This is a genomic window from Pelotalea chapellei (assembly GCF_018531195.1).
GTDB classification, from domain to species: Bacteria; Desulfobacterota; Desulfuromonadia; order Geobacterales; family Pseudopelobacteraceae; genus Pelotalea; species Pelotalea chapellei.
In genome coordinates this window covers 264,261-279,534 of record NZ_JAHDYS010000001.1, presented here as the reverse complement: position 1 = coordinate 279,534, position 15,274 = coordinate 264,261, and the positions used below count along the sequence as shown (strand labels likewise).

General features: G+C 52.4%; 16 protein-coding genes. 8 read left to right on the top strand and 8 right to left on the bottom strand.

All coding sequences use genetic code 11. The features are described from left to right. The 4 genes from KJB30_RS01290 to KJB30_RS01275 all read left to right on the top strand — a co-directional run bounded on the left by KJB30_RS01290 (position 1) and on the right by KJB30_RS01275 (position 2,517). Complete coding sequence (locus KJB30_RS01290; RefSeq protein ID WP_214296109.1) at positions 1-891, top strand: tetratricopeptide repeat protein; 891 nt, start codon at positions 1-3, stop codon at positions 889-891. Then, the gene (locus KJB30_RS01285; RefSeq protein ID WP_214296108.1) at positions 878-1,798 is read left to right on the top strand and encodes an ABC transporter ATP-binding protein; all 921 of its coding nucleotides are present in this window, start codon (positions 878-880) and stop codon (positions 1,796-1,798) included. The genes KJB30_RS01290 and KJB30_RS01285 overlap by 14 nt, the downstream gene beginning before the upstream one ends. A gap of 150 nt (positions 1,799-1,948) precedes the next feature. After that, a complete protein-coding gene (locus KJB30_RS01280; protein WP_214296107.1) occupies positions 1,949-2,194 on the top strand; it encodes a type II toxin-antitoxin system CcdA family antitoxin in 246 nt (81 codons plus the stop codon). Continuing rightward, positions 2,194-2,517, top strand: a complete 324-nt coding sequence (locus KJB30_RS01275; RefSeq protein WP_214296106.1) for a CcdB family protein — start codon at positions 2,194-2,196, stop codon at positions 2,515-2,517. The genes KJB30_RS01280 and KJB30_RS01275 overlap by 1 nt, the downstream gene beginning before the upstream one ends. Before the next feature lie 497 nt (positions 2,518-3,014). Here KJB30_RS01275 and metG read toward each other — a convergent pair whose 3' ends face one another. The 4 genes from metG to tmk are packed head-to-tail and all read right to left on the bottom strand — an operon-like array spanning position 3,015 to position 7,311. Next, entirely contained in the window at positions 3,015-4,535 is a 1,521-nt protein-coding gene (gene metG, locus KJB30_RS01270; protein ID WP_214296105.1) for a methionine--tRNA ligase, read from the bottom strand. 33 nt (positions 4,536-4,568) lie between these two features. Then, entirely contained in the window at positions 4,569-5,648 is a 1,080-nt protein-coding gene (locus tag KJB30_RS01265) for a PSP1 domain-containing protein (protein ID WP_214296104.1), read from the bottom strand. Between the two features lie 42 nt (positions 5,649-5,690). Next, positions 5,691-6,671 (bottom strand): DNA polymerase III subunit delta', encoded by a 981-nt coding sequence (gene holB, locus KJB30_RS01260; RefSeq protein ID WP_214296103.1) that lies wholly within the window; start codon positions 6,669-6,671, stop codon positions 5,691-5,693. Continuing rightward, the gene (gene tmk / locus KJB30_RS01255) at positions 6,658-7,311 is read right to left on the bottom strand and encodes a dTMP kinase (protein WP_214296102.1); all 654 of its coding nucleotides are present in this window, start codon (positions 7,309-7,311) and stop codon (positions 6,658-6,660) included. The genes holB and tmk overlap by 14 nt, the downstream gene beginning before the upstream one ends. A 202-nt stretch (positions 7,312-7,513) precedes the next feature. On the opposite strand from tmk, the gene sucB reads away from it, so the two are divergent. The 4 genes from sucB to KJB30_RS01235 are packed head-to-tail and all read left to right on the top strand — an operon-like array spanning position 7,514 to position 12,138. Then, entirely contained in the window at positions 7,514-8,896 is a 1,383-nt protein-coding gene (sucB, locus tag KJB30_RS01250) for a dihydrolipoyllysine-residue succinyltransferase (protein WP_214296101.1), read from the top strand. Positions 8,897-8,900: 4 nt separating this feature from the next. Beyond that, positions 8,901-9,875 (top strand): ABC transporter permease, encoded by a 975-nt coding sequence (locus KJB30_RS01245; protein ID WP_214296100.1) that lies wholly within the window; start codon positions 8,901-8,903, stop codon positions 9,873-9,875. A gap of 50 nt (positions 9,876-9,925) precedes the next feature. After that, positions 9,926-10,783: an oligopeptide ABC transporter permease gene (gene opp4C / locus KJB30_RS01240; RefSeq protein ID WP_214296099.1), complete on the top strand. Its 858-nt coding sequence runs from the start codon at positions 9,926-9,928 to the stop codon at positions 10,781-10,783. Beyond that, complete coding sequence (locus tag KJB30_RS01235) at positions 10,780-12,138, top strand: deoxyribodipyrimidine photo-lyase (protein ID WP_496198518.1); 1,359 nt, start codon at positions 10,780-10,782, stop codon at positions 12,136-12,138. Before opp4C ends, KJB30_RS01235 begins: the two co-directional genes overlap by 4 nt. Before the next feature lie 58 nt (positions 12,139-12,196). On the opposite strand, the gene KJB30_RS01230 is transcribed toward KJB30_RS01235, so the two are convergent. The 4 genes from KJB30_RS01230 to KJB30_RS01215 all read right to left on the bottom strand — a co-directional run bounded on the left by KJB30_RS01230 (position 12,197) and on the right by KJB30_RS01215 (position 15,266). Next, positions 12,197-12,616 (bottom strand): CBS domain-containing protein, encoded by a 420-nt coding sequence (locus KJB30_RS01230; protein WP_214296098.1) that lies wholly within the window; start codon positions 12,614-12,616, stop codon positions 12,197-12,199. Between the two features lie 69 nt (positions 12,617-12,685). Further along, positions 12,686-13,390, bottom strand: coding sequence for an ABC transporter ATP-binding protein (locus KJB30_RS01225; protein ID WP_214296097.1), 705 nt, complete (start codon positions 13,388-13,390; stop codon positions 12,686-12,688). A gap of 80 nt (positions 13,391-13,470) precedes the next feature. Beyond that, the gene (locus KJB30_RS01220) at positions 13,471-14,187 is read right to left on the bottom strand and encodes an ABC transporter ATP-binding protein (protein ID WP_214296096.1); all 717 of its coding nucleotides are present in this window, start codon (positions 14,185-14,187) and stop codon (positions 13,471-13,473) included. Further along, the gene (locus KJB30_RS01215; RefSeq protein WP_214296095.1) at positions 14,187-15,266 is read right to left on the bottom strand and encodes a branched-chain amino acid ABC transporter permease; all 1,080 of its coding nucleotides are present in this window, start codon (positions 15,264-15,266) and stop codon (positions 14,187-14,189) included. Before KJB30_RS01215 ends, KJB30_RS01220 begins: the two co-directional genes overlap by 1 nt. Positions 15,267-15,274 lie beyond the last annotated feature (8 nt).

The following is a 15,274-nucleotide window of genomic DNA, read 5'->3' as shown; positions in this document are numbered from 1 at the left end:
ATGGTTAAAACAGTATTTGCAACACTCGCATGTTTGGTTTTATACGGCATCTTAATTGTGCCATTTACCGAATATCTCCATAACAGACCTTTTGATGAAAAGATGGGCTACATTCCGTCAGTAACGGCGTTGAGGATAGTTGCTGCAGATCACAAAGAGCTGGTTGCGGCATCGCTTGTATCGAAGGTTTTGATGTATTTTGGCGGACTATCAGTAAAGAATGAAAACGATATACTACCGATTCTACCTGATTATAAACGGATGTCTGGGATACTTCATGGCGCAGTTAAGCTAGATCCCTACAATATGGACGCCTACTATTTTGCCCAGAGTTTTCTGACTTGGGATGTAAAACAGTACAAACTGGCCAATGATCTGCTCGATTATGGGATGAAGTATCGTACATGGGACTGGATGCTGCCTTTTTTTGCAGGATTCAATAGCGCCTATTTCATGAAAGACTACCCCAAGGCGGCTGAATATTACAAACGTGCCGGAGAACTGAGCGGTAGTGAGTTGCACTTCAGTCTTGCCGGTCGTTATATGCAAGAATCCGGACAGACAGAACTGGCAATTTCCTATTTATCAGCCATGGAAAAAGGTGAACGTAACCCGGCTGTCAAAAAGAACTATCAGATCCGTTTGAGTGCCTTTAAGGAGGCTCATCGGATTGAGCTTGCCAGGGATAAATATCGGCAGGAGCGGAAGGCAGAACCTGCCACCGTTGAACAGCTGGTTCGGGCTGGCTACTTGACACCGGCACCGGTGGATCCTTATGGAGGCACGTTTTATCTGACGCCGGATGGCAAGGTGGCAACGACCAGCAAGTTTGCGTTTGGCGGAAAAAAAGATAACTCGCAGAACGATGGAGAATCGCATGAACGCAATTGAAACAGTTTCTTTGTCCAAGCAATTCACAGGTAAAAAAAGGGCGCGTGTTGAAGCATTGAAGCAGCTTGATCTGCAGGTTGCGCCGGGAGAGGTGTTTGGCTTCCTTGGTCCCAACGGTGCTGGTAAGAGCACCACTATCAAGCTGATCATGGGGTTGCTCAGGCCAACCAGCGGCAGTGCCAGCATTATGGGCATGGACGTGGCACAGGCAGCATCACGACGGGTGGTCGGCTTTCTCCCCGAAAACCCCGCCTTCTACGATTACCTTAGTGCAGAGGAGTACATCCGCTTCGTCGGTTCCCAATTCAACATGGATGCTTCACTGCTGAATCGTCGCACCGAAGAAGTGCTGAAGCGGCTTGATCTGTGGGAGGCGCGCAAGCGCCAGATGCGCGGATACAGCAAAGGGATGGTGCAGCGGGTGGGGCTGGCCCAGACGCTGGTGCATGACCCGGAAGTGTACATCCTGGATGAGCCCATGAGCGGGCTTGACCCGATCGGCCGGGCTCTGGTCAAGGAAATCATTCTGGATTTGAAGAAGCGCGGCAAATGCGTTTTTTTCAGCACCCATATTACTGATGATGTGGAAAAAGTCTGCGACAGGGTAGGGGTGATCGTACAGGGGCAACTGCGGGCTTTGGACAGTGTAGAGAATATCATGCGCAGCGGCATAGAAGGCTATCTGGTACAGACCAGGCAGCATGTTGGCAATCAGGCCGCGTTGCAGGAATTCAAGGCAATCCGCAGCAACGAGCAGTTCGTCGAGTATCTGGTGCCGGTGGCGCAATTTCAGGAGTTCATGGCACTTGTCGGAGAAAGTTCGGTAGAGATTACATTACTGGAAACAAAGCGGAGAGATCTTGAAGCTTTTTTTCTTGATATTGTTGAAAATGGAAAATCTGCGTAGGCAATGATTCTTTTGCATATACCACTGAACGCGCCTCTGGAGATATTCCGGAGGCTTTTTTATTGACAGGGTTATGCGTATTGTTTATATAAAAAATGCGCATCATGATGCACGGCAATGCGCATATAAAATTAAGATGATGGAGTTTCCATGGAACCTGCTTGCAAGGAAAAAATTAAAAGAAAGCCAACAAACCTAAGCGTCAGAGTCGATTTGCTCGGTATGGCACGTGAAGATAACCTAAATCTTTCCGGTATGTTGGAGAAGTGCCTCGTCGACTATGCAAAAACGAAGCGGGAGAAAGACTGGTTAGGCAGGAATCGAAAAGCCATCAATGATATGAATGCTTTTATAGATGAAATTGGGTTGTTCAGTGACGGGAGGAAGCTTTTCTAATGGCCCAATTCGATGTTTATCGAAATAATGGCAGAGATTCCAAAGCAATTCCCTTTGTAGTCGATATTCAGTACGATATTTTTGCAGATTGTGGTTCTCGAATAGTTATCCCACTCCTGTCTGCCGAAATCGCCAGAGCCAGAAAGATGGATTATATTGAGAAGGCAAACTTGGTATTCATGTTTGGAGATACTGAGCTGATTTTAGCGACTCAACTGCTGGCAGCCATCAGTGTAAAAGAACTTCGCGGAAAAGTGGGTTCAATCGCATTCATGAGGAGTGACATCTTAGCGACAGTTGATGCACTACTTTCAGGATTTTGAGGATAAGGCCATACATTTGCATGGCCAATCATATAAAAAATCAGGAGATTAATGGCTTTTCTCACTGATTCATACTCTTTCATCCTTGAAAGGATATAGCAATGATAACTATGGCTTTGCGTTTAATTCGCGAGGCAACTGGGATTGACAAGCGCAAGCGAACAACTACCCATTATGATCTTGATGGTTTGGCCGGTACTTGGAGTTAGGAAGAGGAAGCTGCATTTACCAGAGCTACACAATCGTTTGAAACCATTAGAAATGTGGAAATAGAGGAGAGATTATATTATTGGAAACAAAGCGGAGAGATTTGGAAGCGTTCTTCCTCGATATAGTAGAAAAGGGAAGACCCGCATAGGTCTTCCCTTTTTAATCCTCCAGTTTCAAATCAAAGATGAAATCAAGGCGGCGAGGAGCGAGGCGACGAAAGCGTACAAGTAGTACGTTGAGGAGCCGAAGACGAGCCAACGAAGATAGCGCTTTGATTTGGAAGTGGATTACCCTTCCATCCTTGGGAATAGCGCTTCTGCTTTGGTAATTGTTGTTCCTGCCTGTAAGCCACCCCACGCAAGATCCTTACCTGAATATTCCTTCTGAAAACCCAGGCTGGCAAGTGCCTTCACTGTTGTGGCCGGCATGAACGCCGACAAAATTATATGTACGATCCGTTGAGATTCCAGCAGGCAGTACATGACCGTTGCAAGGCGCTCTTTTTGTTCAGGATCCTTGGCCAGTGTCCAAGGGGCTGTCTCGTCGATGTATTTGTTGCCGGCAGAAACAACATCCCAAATCGCCTGGAGCGCCTTGCTGAATGCCATTTCATCTATAAATCGGTCTACTGCAGTAACCATCTCCGCGGTTTTTCCGACAAGTGCCTGATCACAATCGGACAGCTTGCCCGGTGCGGGCAGCACTCCATCGAAGTATTTTACTGCCATGGCAGTTGAGCGGCTGAGCAGGTTGCCGAGGTCATTGGCCAGGTCGGAGTTAAGTCGCTGGACAAGCGCTGAGTGTGAGAAATCGCCGTCCAGGCCGAAGGGGACTTCGCGCAGCAGGAAGTACCGGACCACATCGACGCCATACTTGTCGATCAGAAGATTGGGCTCGACAACATTCTGCAGGCTCTTGCTCATCTTCTGCCCTTCCACTGTCCACCAGCCGTGGGCAAAGACCTTCTCCGGCAGGGGAAGTCCGGCGGCCATCAGGAATGTGGGCCAGTAAACGGCATGAAAGCGCAGAATGTCCTTGCCGATCAGGTGTACGTTGACCGGCCAGAAGCGCTGGTAGTCGGCAGTTGCTTCGGGATAGCCCAAGGCGGTGATGTAGTTGGTCAGTGCATCGAACCAAACATAAATAATGTGTTTTTCATTGCCTGGTACCGGAATACCCCAGGTGAAGGTGGTGCGTGACACGGAAAGATCACGCAGCCCTTCTTTTACAAAAGAGATGATCTCGTTGCGCTTGCTCTTGGGCTGGATGAAGTCAGGATTAGCCTCGATGTGGGCAAGCAGCTGCTCCTGATACTTGCTCATGCGGAAGAAGTAGGATTCCTCCTTAAGCTTTTCCACCGGGCGGTTGCAGTCGGGACAACGATCTTCGATGAGTTGGGTTTCAGTCCAGAAGGTTTCGCACGGGGTACAGTACCAGTCCTCATATTCGCCGAGGTAGATGTCACCCTTTTCCATGATGTCTTTGAAAATGTGTGTGACACCTTTTTTGTGACGTTCCTGGGTCGTTCTGATGAAGTCGGTGTTGGAAATACCCAGCCGCTCCCAGAGCGCCTGGAAGCGCTTGACCACACGGTCGGCCAGTTCCAGCGGCGTCTCACCGGCGGTGGTGGCAGCTTTCTCCACTTTCTGACCATGTTCATCACTGCCGGTCAGAAAATAAACGTCATGCCCCATCAATCGCTTGTAACGGGCCAGCACGTCCCCGGCGACAGTGGTGTAGGCGTGGCCGATGTGGGGCACGTCATTGACGTAATATATGGGGGTTGTGACGTAATATGCTGGTTTCATGGCATCTCCTGATGGTGGTATTGGTTGATGAGTTTATGCCTTCGGTGTAGATGAACCACCTTCTGATGTGCCCCCGCCGCCAGGTTTGTGGCCGTGCTTGCGGGAACGATGCTTCTTGCGTCCCTGTTTGGGCTGTCCTTCTGTCGCCTGTTGAGCAGGCGCGGTTGTAGCCGGCGCAGGGGCGGCGGGTGCAGCGGTTTTGGGTACTTCACGCGGTGCAGGAGCAGGACGTTCCGGCCGGCGCTCGCGCCCCTTCTGATGTTTTGCAGCCGGGACAGGGGCTTCGGAACGTGGCTGCTGGATTTCGGCTGGTGCTGCTTCACCGGTGATTTCGACTTTTTTTACAACTACCAGCTTGCCGTCATCAAGCTTGAGCGTAATGTTGCCGGTGAGGATATTCATCTTGTCCACAACTCCGGTGACGGAGTCGGTTCTGACACGCTTCCCGCATTTGGGGAAAGACTTGCGCAGGCAGCAGTAGGTTTCATATTCATAGTCCAGGCAGCAGAGCAGACGACCGCACTGGCCGGAGATCTTGGTCGGATTAAGGGCCAGGTTCTGTTCTTTGGCCATTTTGACTGATACCGGCTGGAATTCGCGCAACCATGAGCAGCAGCAGAGCTCTCTGCCGCAAATGCCGATGCCGCCGGTCATTTTGGATTCGTCGCGCACGCCGATCTGGCGCATTTCAATGCGGGTATGAAAGGTGTGGGCCAGATCCTTGACCAGGTCGCGGAAATCGACTCGTCCGTCAGCGGTAAAGAAAAAGACAGCCTTGCTGCCGTCAAACAGGTACTCGACTCGCACCAGTTTCATCTGCATGTTGCGCTCCATGATGCGCCGGTTGCAGAATTCGTATGCTTCTTTTTCCTTACGGGTGTTGCGTTCAAGGGTGTCGAGATCTTCCTGGTTTGCAATCCTCTTAACGCGGAGCAAGTTGGCAGGTGCTTCGTTTTCGGCCCGTTCAACAGGGCCCACAACCACTGAACCGACGCCTATGCCGCGTTCGGTCTCTACGACAACCTTGTCGCGGGGTGATATATCGAGATCGCCGGCTTCAAAATCGTACAACTTGCCGGCTGAGATAAACTGTATGGTTACAATGCGTGGCAAAGAATTCCTCCTTGATGTCTGTTGCTGGAAACGTGGAGCGGATCAGGCAAGTGTCCCGGCCACTCTTATAAAGAGATGGTCAAGGGCAAGTTTGACATTGGCATTGCGCTGCACCGAGCGGCGCGTCTCCAGAATGTCTTCAGCCAGTTGCAGTGTCCGTTCAAGATTCAACCGGCTGACCAGTCCCTCCAGCGTGGGGCGTATGGTTGTGTTGATAATATCGCTGCATCCGCTTGACAGATGGATCATGTCCCTGGCAAAGGAAAGCAGTATGTCGAGAAGTTCGAGTGTCTCTTCCCGGTTTCCTCCCAGTTCCTCCGAAGCGGTAAAGATGGTTGAAATGCGATCCAGAGAAAGAGTGGCAAGATGTTTGATCAGGACTTCATGGCGCTGGGCAAGCGCTTCACCGTCAAGTTCTGCTGCACGCTGCATGCTGCCGTTAGCCATTTGGGAAAGCAGCGCAGCGGATGCTTCGTCCATGCCGTTTCGTTTCAGCATCAGCATGATGCTCTCCGATGAGAGGGGGGCGAAACGAACAAGCTGACAGCGCGACCGGATCGTCTGCAGCAGCATGTCGGCATTTTCGGTGAGCAGAATGAGAAGTGCGTTGCCTGGAGGCTCCTCCAGGGTTTTAAGAAACGAGTTGGCGGAACTCAGGTTCATTCTGTCTGCAGGCTCCATGATGCAGGCTTTGCGCGGAGCTTCATAGGGACGCAGGGCAAGGTCACGCTGCAAATCCCGCAACTGGGCAATGCTGATATCCCGCTTGTCGGGCAGAGGCTCAAGAAAATGAATGTCACCGTGGTTGTTGCCGGCAACCTTGCGGCAGGAAGGGCACACACCGCATGCATCATCCTCCGCCTGGCGGCAAAACAGAGCCTGAATCAGGGCCATTGCGGTTTTTCTGCGGCCGCAGCCGGCAGGACCCTCAAAAATATAGGCATGGGAGGTCTTTCCGGACTTGATGGACTTCCGGAAAATCTCCACCACACGCTCGTGTCCTATGATGTCAGCAAATGGCATGGCTGTCTGCTAGGCGGGTACATACCTGATTGGTGATAATAGCGGAAACTTCCTCGACACTGCCGCCGGCGCAGATTTTCAGAAATCGGTGCGGCTGCCGGGAGGCGAGATCAAGATAGCTATCCCGTACCCGTTGGTGAAACTCCAGGGATTCAAGTTCGAAGCGCTCTTCGCGAGGGCCGTGTGCAGCCTCGATTCTGGCGCGTGCGCGCCCCAGGCCGGTCTGGACATCACAATCCAGCAGCACCGTAAGCTCTGGTGTAATGGAACTGCATGCGAGGGTATTGAGTGTTTCAATAGTGCTGCGCTCAATGCCGCGCCCGGCACTCTGATACGCGATTGTTGCGTCGGTAAAGCGGTCGCACAGGACAATGCAGCCGGCTTCCAGTGCCGGAAGGATTACTTCGGAGACATGCTGTGCCCGGGCGGCAGAATAGAGCATCAATTCCGCCAGGGGAGACATGGCACTGTTCTCGGCATCCAGCAGAATTGAGCGGATCTTGTCGGCGATAGGGCAGCCCCCCGGTTCACGTGTCGTGACAACACGGTAGCCGCGGGATCTAAGGCACTCGGCGAGGAGCCGTATCTGGGTGGTTTTACCGCACCCCTCAATGCCTTCAAATGTTATGAAATGTCCCACGCCAGTGCCCATCCTTTTCTTAAATGATTGATTATATGCATGTGTGCCCTGGATGGCAACAGATTTCATTGGAACTTACAGAGCGCCGGCATGGGCGGGAAGAGGCCTTTGTACACCGAGCGCGGTTGATTGTGTTGGAGAATCCGATTTATTGCGTTAAAATGCTGGACAGGTTTATTAAGTTTCATGTGAGGGAGTTTTTATGGAGATCAAAGTGCCTGAAGTCGGCGAGTCAGTTCACGAGGCTCTATTGGCGAAGTGGTTCAAAAAGAACGGAGATGTGGTGCAGAAGGATGAACCGGTCTGCGAGCTGGAGACAGACAAAATCACGCTGGATGTTCACGCCGAGGCCAGCGGCACTCTTTCAATTTCTGTCGAAGAAGGGGCCACCATAAAAACAGGTTCAGTAATAGGCCAGATTTCGCCACTGTCTGCCGGTTCCGATACTCCTCCATCGTCTGAGCCGAAGGCAGTCACGCCTCCACAGGAAGAGCAGATCAAGGCAACCGTTTCCTCTCCGGCGGTGCGGCGCGAAATGCGTGAAGGTGGAATCGCGCCTGACTCCATTACCGGCACCGGTAAAGGGGGAAGGATCACCCTGGATGACCTCTTTTCCCGGATCGAAGAACATTCACGGCGCCCGGTCGAGCCGCGAATGGAAGAAGATTCTACTCCTTCTCCATCCGCAGTTTCCGTATCCGCGAAGCCCTCTGCGCCCGAGCTTTCTCCCCCCGCTGTCACCCCGGTACAGGAAGCAGAAAAATCCGCGCCTGCTGCGCCGCCTGCGGCTTCAGTTCCAGTGACACCAGTTCCGCCAGCCCCTTTCCCTCCCCAATCACCGGTAGCCGCTTCGGTGCGCACCGAGGCGCCGCCAGCATATGTTTCCGGGCGCGAAGAGCGGGTAGCAATGTCTCCCATCCGCAGGCGTATCGCCGAGCGTCTTTTGGCCGCACGGCAACAGACAGCCATGCTGACCACCTTCAATGAGGCGGATCTCAGTCATGTTAAAACCTTGCGTGAAAACTTCCGTGAGCATTTCCGTCAGAAGTATGGAACTGCCCTCGGTCTGATGCCTTTTTTTGTCAAAGCCTGCGTCGCGGCACTCAAGGAGTTCCCTGCTGTTAATGCCAGTATCGACGGCACGGACATTGTGTATCACCATTTCTACGATATCGGCATAGCCATCGGCGCTGAGAAAGGATTGGTCGTGCCGGTCCTGCGCAATGCAGATCAGATGAAGATGTACGAAATAGATCAGAAAATCGCTGAGCTGTCCGATAAAATCAAGACTAACCGTCTGGCGATATCCGATCTCGAGGGGGGGACCTTCAGCATCTCCAACGGCGGGGTTTATGGCTCCATGCTCTCCACACCGATTCTCAATCCTCCACAAAGCGCCGTGCTCGGCATGCATGCCATCCAGGACCGGCCAGTGGTTCGTGACGGCCAGATCGTCATTCGCCCGATGATGTACCTGGCGCTTTCCTATGACCACCGCATCATCGATGGCCGCGAAGCGGTTCAATTCCTCAAGAAGGTCCGGGATTACATCGAGGCGCCCGAAGAACTGCTGCTGGAGGGATGAACCGATGTTGAGGTATCTGATAAAACGCCTGCTGATGCTGATCCCGTTGATGGCAGGCATCACGCTGATTACTTTTGCGGTAATTCATCTTGCGCCCGGCGAGCCGGTCGAAATGCAGATGGCCATGAATCCCAAGGTGGGCAAGGAAGCCAGGGAGCGTCTGAAGAAGTTTTACGGGCTTGACCAGCCGCTGCATACCCAGTACTTCACTTGGGTGGGAAAACTGGTCAAGCTTGACCTGGGCAGGTCATTTTCCTCGGATAGCAGGCCGGTGATTGAGAAGATCAAGGAACGACTGCCGGTCACCATCTCTCTGAATATCATCGCACTTCTGCTGGAATTTGGTCTGGCCATACCGATTGGAATCCTGGCTGCCACCCACCGCGACACCTTGCTTGATAAAGGAATCACCATTTTCGTGTTTCTCGGTTTTGCAGTACCCACTTTCTGGCTGGCGCTGCTGCTGATGTACTTTTTCGGGGTCAAGCTCAACTGGCTGCCGATTTCCGGACTGCACACACTGGGGAGCGAAAATTACGGGACACTGCGCTATCTGTGGGACCTGGCCAAGCATCTGATTATGCCGGTCGCGGTCGCTTCTTTCGGCAGTCTGGCTGGACTTTCCCGCTACATGCGCTCATCCATGCTCAATGTCATTGGTCAGGATTATATCACTACAGCCAGAGCCAAGGGACTTTCCGAGCGGGTTGTTATCTACAAACACGCATTGCGCAACGCCTTGTTGCCGTTGATCACCCTGGCAGGCTTTTCCATCCCCGGGCTTATCGGCGGCAGCGTGATCTTTGAAACTATCTTTGCCATCCCTGGCATGGGGCAGCTCTTCTACCAGGGAGTCATGTCCCGCGATTATCCTGTGGTTATGGGCATTCTCGTGATAGGCGCTTTTCTTACCCTGATCGGCAATCTCATTGCGGATGTCAGTTATGCATTGGCTGACCCGCGCATCCGGCAAGGATGAACTCAAGGTTGTTGAAAAACAGCCATTCCTCTTGAATGTAATGGAATCTCATGTCCTTTAAAAACTCTTATTTCTCTTCCATCTTTTGGCCACGCCTCCGGCATAACAAACTTGCCGTAGCTGGAGGAATTGTGGTGCTGCTGTTCCTGACTGCAGCTCTCGCGGCCCCGTTGATCTCACCCTATGAGCCCAATGCCATCAATGCCTGGCAGGTATTGGCACCTCCCTCGTGGCAGCACTGGTTTGGTACCGATGAGCTTGGGCGGGATGTTTTCAGTCGTATTCTGTACGGTTCGCGTATCTCGCTCAAGGTAGGTTTCGTGGCTGTCGGCATAGCTGTGTTTATCGGCACTGTTGTCGGACTCGTCGCCGGGTATTACAGCGGAGTTGTGGATACCATTCTGATGCGCATGGTAGACATCATGCTCTGTTTTCCTGCCTTCTTTCTGATTCTGGCAGTGATTACCTTCCTCGAGCCTTCCATTTGGTACATCATGATGGTCATCGGGCTGACCGGCTGGATGGGAGTCGCCAGGCTGGTAAGGGCAGAGACACTGTCGATTCGCGAAATGGACTATATTCTGGCCGCCCGCAGCATCGGCTGCTCTGATCGCCGTATCATTTTCCGCCATATTCTGCCCAATGCCATGTCTCCGGTGCTGGTTTCCGCCACGCTAGGGGTTGCCGGTGCCATCCTTACCGAGTCAGCTCTTTCATTCCTCGGCATAGGAGTCCAGCCTCCCACCCCCAGTTGGGGCAATATCCTCACTTCCGGTAAGGACTACATCGAATTTGCCTGGTGGCTCTCCCTCTTCCCCGGTCTGGCAATCCTGGTAACGGTGCTGGCCTACAACCTGCTGGGGGAAGGGGTCCGTGATGCCCTTGACCCCCGTGTAAAACGGCAGTGATAGTACATCCGGGCCGCCTTCACCAGCTTAACTCGCTCCCTCTTTCGGATGGCCCGATCATTTACTGGATGAGCCGCGATCAGCGCGTGAATGATAACTGGGCGCTGATCCATGCCCAGCAATTGGCTCTTGAGCACCAGGTACCGCTGGCAGTGGTCTTCATTCTTGCACCTGCCTTTCTGGGGGCAACTCTCCGGCAGTACGGGTTCATGCTCAAAGGATTAGAAGAATGCGCTGCACGACTTGCAGCCCTGGGTATCCCCTTTTACCTACTCCAGGGACATCCTCCCGCTGAAATCATTACGTTTATACAACAACATTCCGTTGGCGGTGTGGTTACCGATTTTGATCCGCTACGCATCAAGCGGGGGTGGCGCGAGGAGGCTGCCGCAGCATCCAGTGTCTCCTTTATCGAAGTTGACGCCCACAACATCGTGCCCTGCCGGGTAGCATCAACCAAACAGGAGTTCGGTGCTTATACCATCAGACCAAAGATTCACCGTCTTTTGTCTGATTTTCTTGAGGATTTTCCTCCGTTACAGTATCACCCGTTTCCCTGGCCATCATCCCAACCTCATTTGAATAAAGCTGACTACGCATCGGTTCTTTCCTCCCTGCAGGTCGATCGCAGTGTGCAGGAGGTGACCACGGTGGAGCCTGGCGGCTCGGCAGCACATCGCCATTTGCGCGATTTCATTCTGTCCGGTCTGGATGGCTATGACCTATTAAGGAACGATCCCAATCTCAGTGGCCAGTCCGGCCTGTCACCTTATCTTCACTTTGGTCAAATCTCTGCACAACGGGTGGCTCTTGAAGCAGGCAGGGCAGCCGGAGGCACTCCTTCGGGAGATGCTTTTCTGGAAGAACTTGTTGTACGGCGGGAGCTTTCAGATAACTTCTGCTGGTACAACATGAACTATGACTGCATTGAAGGTTTTCCTGATTGGGCGCGGCAGACACTAAAAGCCCATCGCCACGATCAGCGTGAATTTCTCTACACCCCTCAACAATTTGAATGCAGCCGGACCCATGATCCACTCTGGAATGCGGCTCAGCGGGAGATGGTGACAACAGGCAGAATGCATGGCTATATGCGTATGTACTGGGCCAAGAAAATTCTGGAGTGGTCGCCGTCTCCGGAAGAGGCGATGCAGGTTGCTATTTACCTCAATGACCGCTACGAACTGGATGGGCGTGATCCCAACGGCTATACCGGCATCGCCTGGAGTATCGGCGGTGTCCACGACCGTGCCTGGGGAGAGCGACCGGTGTTTGGCAAGATCAGGTACATGAATGATAAGGGGTGTCGGCGGAAATTCGATGTGGAAGGATATATCGGCAGATATTCTGAATGAGAAAGGGCGCCGGCAAGGCGCCCTTATCATTTAAGGTAGGGGCGAGGCATGCCTCGCCCTATTTCGTTCCGCAGATCGAAATCAGTGCTTCCATGAGGTTGGTGGTAGTCAAAAGGCCAACCAGTCTGTTGCTGCTGTCCGTGACACACAACCCGTTGAGCTTGTTGTCACGAATGATCTGGGCAGCCTGGTAGAGCGGGGCTTCGGGCGTTATGGTGAAAGGCTGCGGGTTCATGGCGTCTTTAACCGTGGCTTTGGAGAGAATGTAGTGTACCTCCCAGGTATCCAAGGAGCTCGACTGGCCAGGAGTAAAGCTTTTGATCATCAAATCAGTGATAAGGCCGCAGAAGGTACCCTTGCAGGTAACGGGAAGGCGGCGAATGTTTTTTTCCTTCATCAGGTGCATGGCCTCGATAATGGAGGCGTCAGCTTCAATGGTATAGGGATTTTGGGTCATCCATTGATCTACGGTTTGCATAATCTCTGCTCCTTTTATGATTAGTCCGGTTTTTACCCTCAACCTCAGACTTAACCTTAACCTGCCCTATTACATCCCCAAAAATGCCTTCTTGACGTGGTCGTTACTCAACAACTCGCTGCCGGTTCCGGAAAGAACAATCCTTCCTGTTTCGAGTACATAGGCGCGATCCGAGATTTTCAGCGACTGAAAGACATTCTGTTCCACCAGCAGGATGGTGACTCCCTGCTTATTGATCTCCTGGATTATCTCGAAGATGATTTTGACGAACAGGGGTGAAAGCCCAAGTGAGGGCTCATCAAGCAGCAACAGCTTGGGATTGGTCATCAGCCCCCTGGCAATGGCCAGCATCTGCTGCTCACCGCCGGACATGGTGCCGCCAAGCTGCTTCTGGCGTTCCTTGAGACGTGGAAACATGGTGAAGACCCGCTCTACATTGGCCTCACGCGTCGGGCGGGCGCTCTTGATAAAGGAGCCCATGCGAAGGTTTTCAAGCACAGTCATTTCCGGAAAAATCTTGCGCCCTTCAGGAACCTGGACGAGACCGCGCTCAACTACTTGATGTGATTCAAGTGAATTGATGTTTTCGCCCTGGAAATCGATGTTCCCGGACTGGGGGGCAACGAGACGGGAGATGTTCTTGAGGGTCGTGGATTTACCGGAGCCGTTGGCGCCGACTACGGTAACGATCTCACCTTCATGAACCGCCAGATCGATATTCCACAGAACCTGCATGTCTCCGTAGCTGAAGTTGAGTTTGTTGATTGTAAGCATTGGTTTCCTCTGAAGTATCAAGAGCTCAGAAGCTGAAAGGATGATTATCCTTCTACTGAATGCCCTGATAGGTTCGTTAGTTATTCGCTTCCCAGATACGCTGTAATGACTTCAGGATTGCTGACGATATCCTTGGGCTCGCCTTCAGCAAGTTTTTCCCCGGAGTTGAGAACGACAATCCTGTCCGAGATTCTCATGATGGCTTTCATGTCATGTTCAATGACCATCTGGGTTATTTTGCCCTTTTGCTTGATGTCCAGGATCAGCTGAATGATTTCCTCGCTCTCCGCAGGATTGAGGCCACCCATGACCTCATCCAGCAGCAGGAGCTTGGGGTTTGTCGCAAGAACCCTGGCAACTTCCAGCTTTTTACGCTCACCGATGGGCAGACCACCAGCCAGAAAGTTCGCCCTGTGCTCCAGCCGGACAACCCGGATCTGTTCCATGGCCATCTCCCGAGCTACCTTGATGGAATTGGTACGGCACAAAGCTCCGACCATGACATTATCCACCACTGTCATTTTGGCCAGCGGGCGCACCTTCTGCCAGGTTCTGGCCATTCCGAGCTTGCAGACGGCATCGGGCTGCAGGCCGTTCATCTTTCTTCCTTCAAAGATTACTTCACCCTTGGTGGGGGGATAGTAGCCTGTAATGCAGTTGAAAAGAGTGGTCTTACCCGCACCGTTGGGGCCGATCAATCCCATGATCATTCCTTCGGTCATTTCAAATGAAACATCGGAATTGGCGGCCAATCCGCCGAAAAGTTTACTGACATGCTTGATTTCCAGGATGGCCATCAGGCTTCACCCCCTTTTTTCTTTGCGGCAAGTTTTTTTACGTAGCCCATGACACCTTCCGGCATAAAAAGAATAACCACAACCACCAGAATTCCATAGATCAGGACATGGGCGTGAGCAAGATGTTCCTTGAGGAAAACTCCGGTTCCCGATTCAGCATCGACCATTCCTGAATTGATCAGCCATTGGGCAATCACATTGCTGCGCAATGCTTCGGAGAGTGGAACCAGTACCAGAGAACCGACCACTGGCCCCCAAATAGTGCCGATGCCGCCGATGATGCTGATCAACACGATCTGTACCGACAGATCAAGCGGCAAAACGGTTGTGGGGTCGATGAATTTGATGAAGATCGCGTAGAAACTGCCTGCCAGAGAGGTAAACACTGCCGAGATTACCAAAGGGGTGTTCTTCCAGATGGTCAGGTTGATGCCAAGGGAGTGGGCTGCATCCTGATCTTCGCGGATGGCCTGAAAGTAGTAGCCCAGTTTGGAATGCTGCACCAGCCAGGTGACCAGGATAATCGCGAGTGCCAGGACAAGGGCGATGTAGTAATAGGGAACCTTGCTGGCAAAGTCGGTAATCAACAACTCTCCAATTTTAAAAGGAGGGATGTCCGTCACCAGGATGCCTTCAGCTCCTTTGGTCAGATCGGTGAGGTTGAGAGCCGTAATTCTGACTATCTCCGCCACGGCAATGGATGCCAGAACAAAGTAGGGACCACGTAGCCTGAAACAGATGCTGCCGACTATCAGGGCCACGATTACGGCTGCAAACATACCGATCCACATCCCTTGCCAGGGTGGGATCTCCTTGGTGGTGAGCAGAATCATGGTGGTATAGGCGCCGGTCCCGAAATAGGCGGCATGACCAACTGAATATTGCCCTGTATACCCGCCGATAATGTTCCAGCTTGATCCCATCAGTGTGCTGAGGAAGAAGAGGATCATCATGTGGAGGGCATAGGGGCTTTCAACAAACTGTGGAAACGCAAACAGTGCTGCGATTATCACAATGCCGAACATGATCTGGACGGCGCTTGCCCCGCGTATTGAAGTTAAGGGATGTATGGATTTCATTGTTTCGA

Excerpts from the sequence above, each read along its gene's own strand:
- KJB30_RS01290 (WP_214296109.1), top strand. The coding sequence starts at position 1 with ATGGTTAAAACAGTATTTGCAACACTCGCATGTTTGGTTTTATACGGC.
- KJB30_RS01285 (WP_214296108.1), top strand. The coding sequence starts at position 878 with ATGAACGCAATTGAAACAGTTTCTTTGTCCAAGCAATTCACAGGTAAA.
- KJB30_RS01280 (WP_214296107.1), top strand. The coding sequence starts at position 1,949 with ATGGAACCTGCTTGCAAGGAAAAAATTAAAAGAAAGCCAACAAACCTA.
- KJB30_RS01275 (WP_214296106.1), top strand. The coding sequence starts at position 2,194 with ATGGCCCAATTCGATGTTTATCGAAATAATGGCAGAGATTCCAAAGCA.
- metG (WP_214296105.1), bottom strand. The coding sequence starts at position 4,535 with ATGAAACCAGCATATTACGTCACAACCCCCATATATTACGTCAATGAC.
- holB (WP_214296103.1), bottom strand. The coding sequence starts at position 6,671 with ATGCCATTTGCTGACATCATAGGACACGAGCGTGTGGTGGAGATTTTC.
- sucB (WP_214296101.1), top strand. The coding sequence starts at position 7,514 with ATGGAGATCAAAGTGCCTGAAGTCGGCGAGTCAGTTCACGAGGCTCTA.
- KJB30_RS01245 (WP_214296100.1), top strand. The coding sequence starts at position 8,901 with ATGTTGAGGTATCTGATAAAACGCCTGCTGATGCTGATCCCGTTGATG.
- opp4C (WP_214296099.1), top strand. The coding sequence starts at position 9,926 with ATGTCCTTTAAAAACTCTTATTTCTCTTCCATCTTTTGGCCACGCCTC.
- KJB30_RS01230 (WP_214296098.1), bottom strand. The coding sequence starts at position 12,616 with ATGCAAACCGTAGATCAATGGATGACCCAAAATCCCTATACCATTGAA.
- KJB30_RS01225 (WP_214296097.1), bottom strand. The coding sequence starts at position 13,390 with ATGCTTACAATCAACAAACTCAACTTCAGCTACGGAGACATGCAGGTT.
- KJB30_RS01220 (WP_214296096.1), bottom strand. The coding sequence starts at position 14,187 with ATGGCCATCCTGGAAATCAAGCATGTCAGTAAACTTTTCGGCGGATTG.
- KJB30_RS01215 (WP_214296095.1), bottom strand. The coding sequence starts at position 15,266 with ATGAAATCCATACATCCCTTAACTTCAATACGCGGGGCAAGCGCCGTC.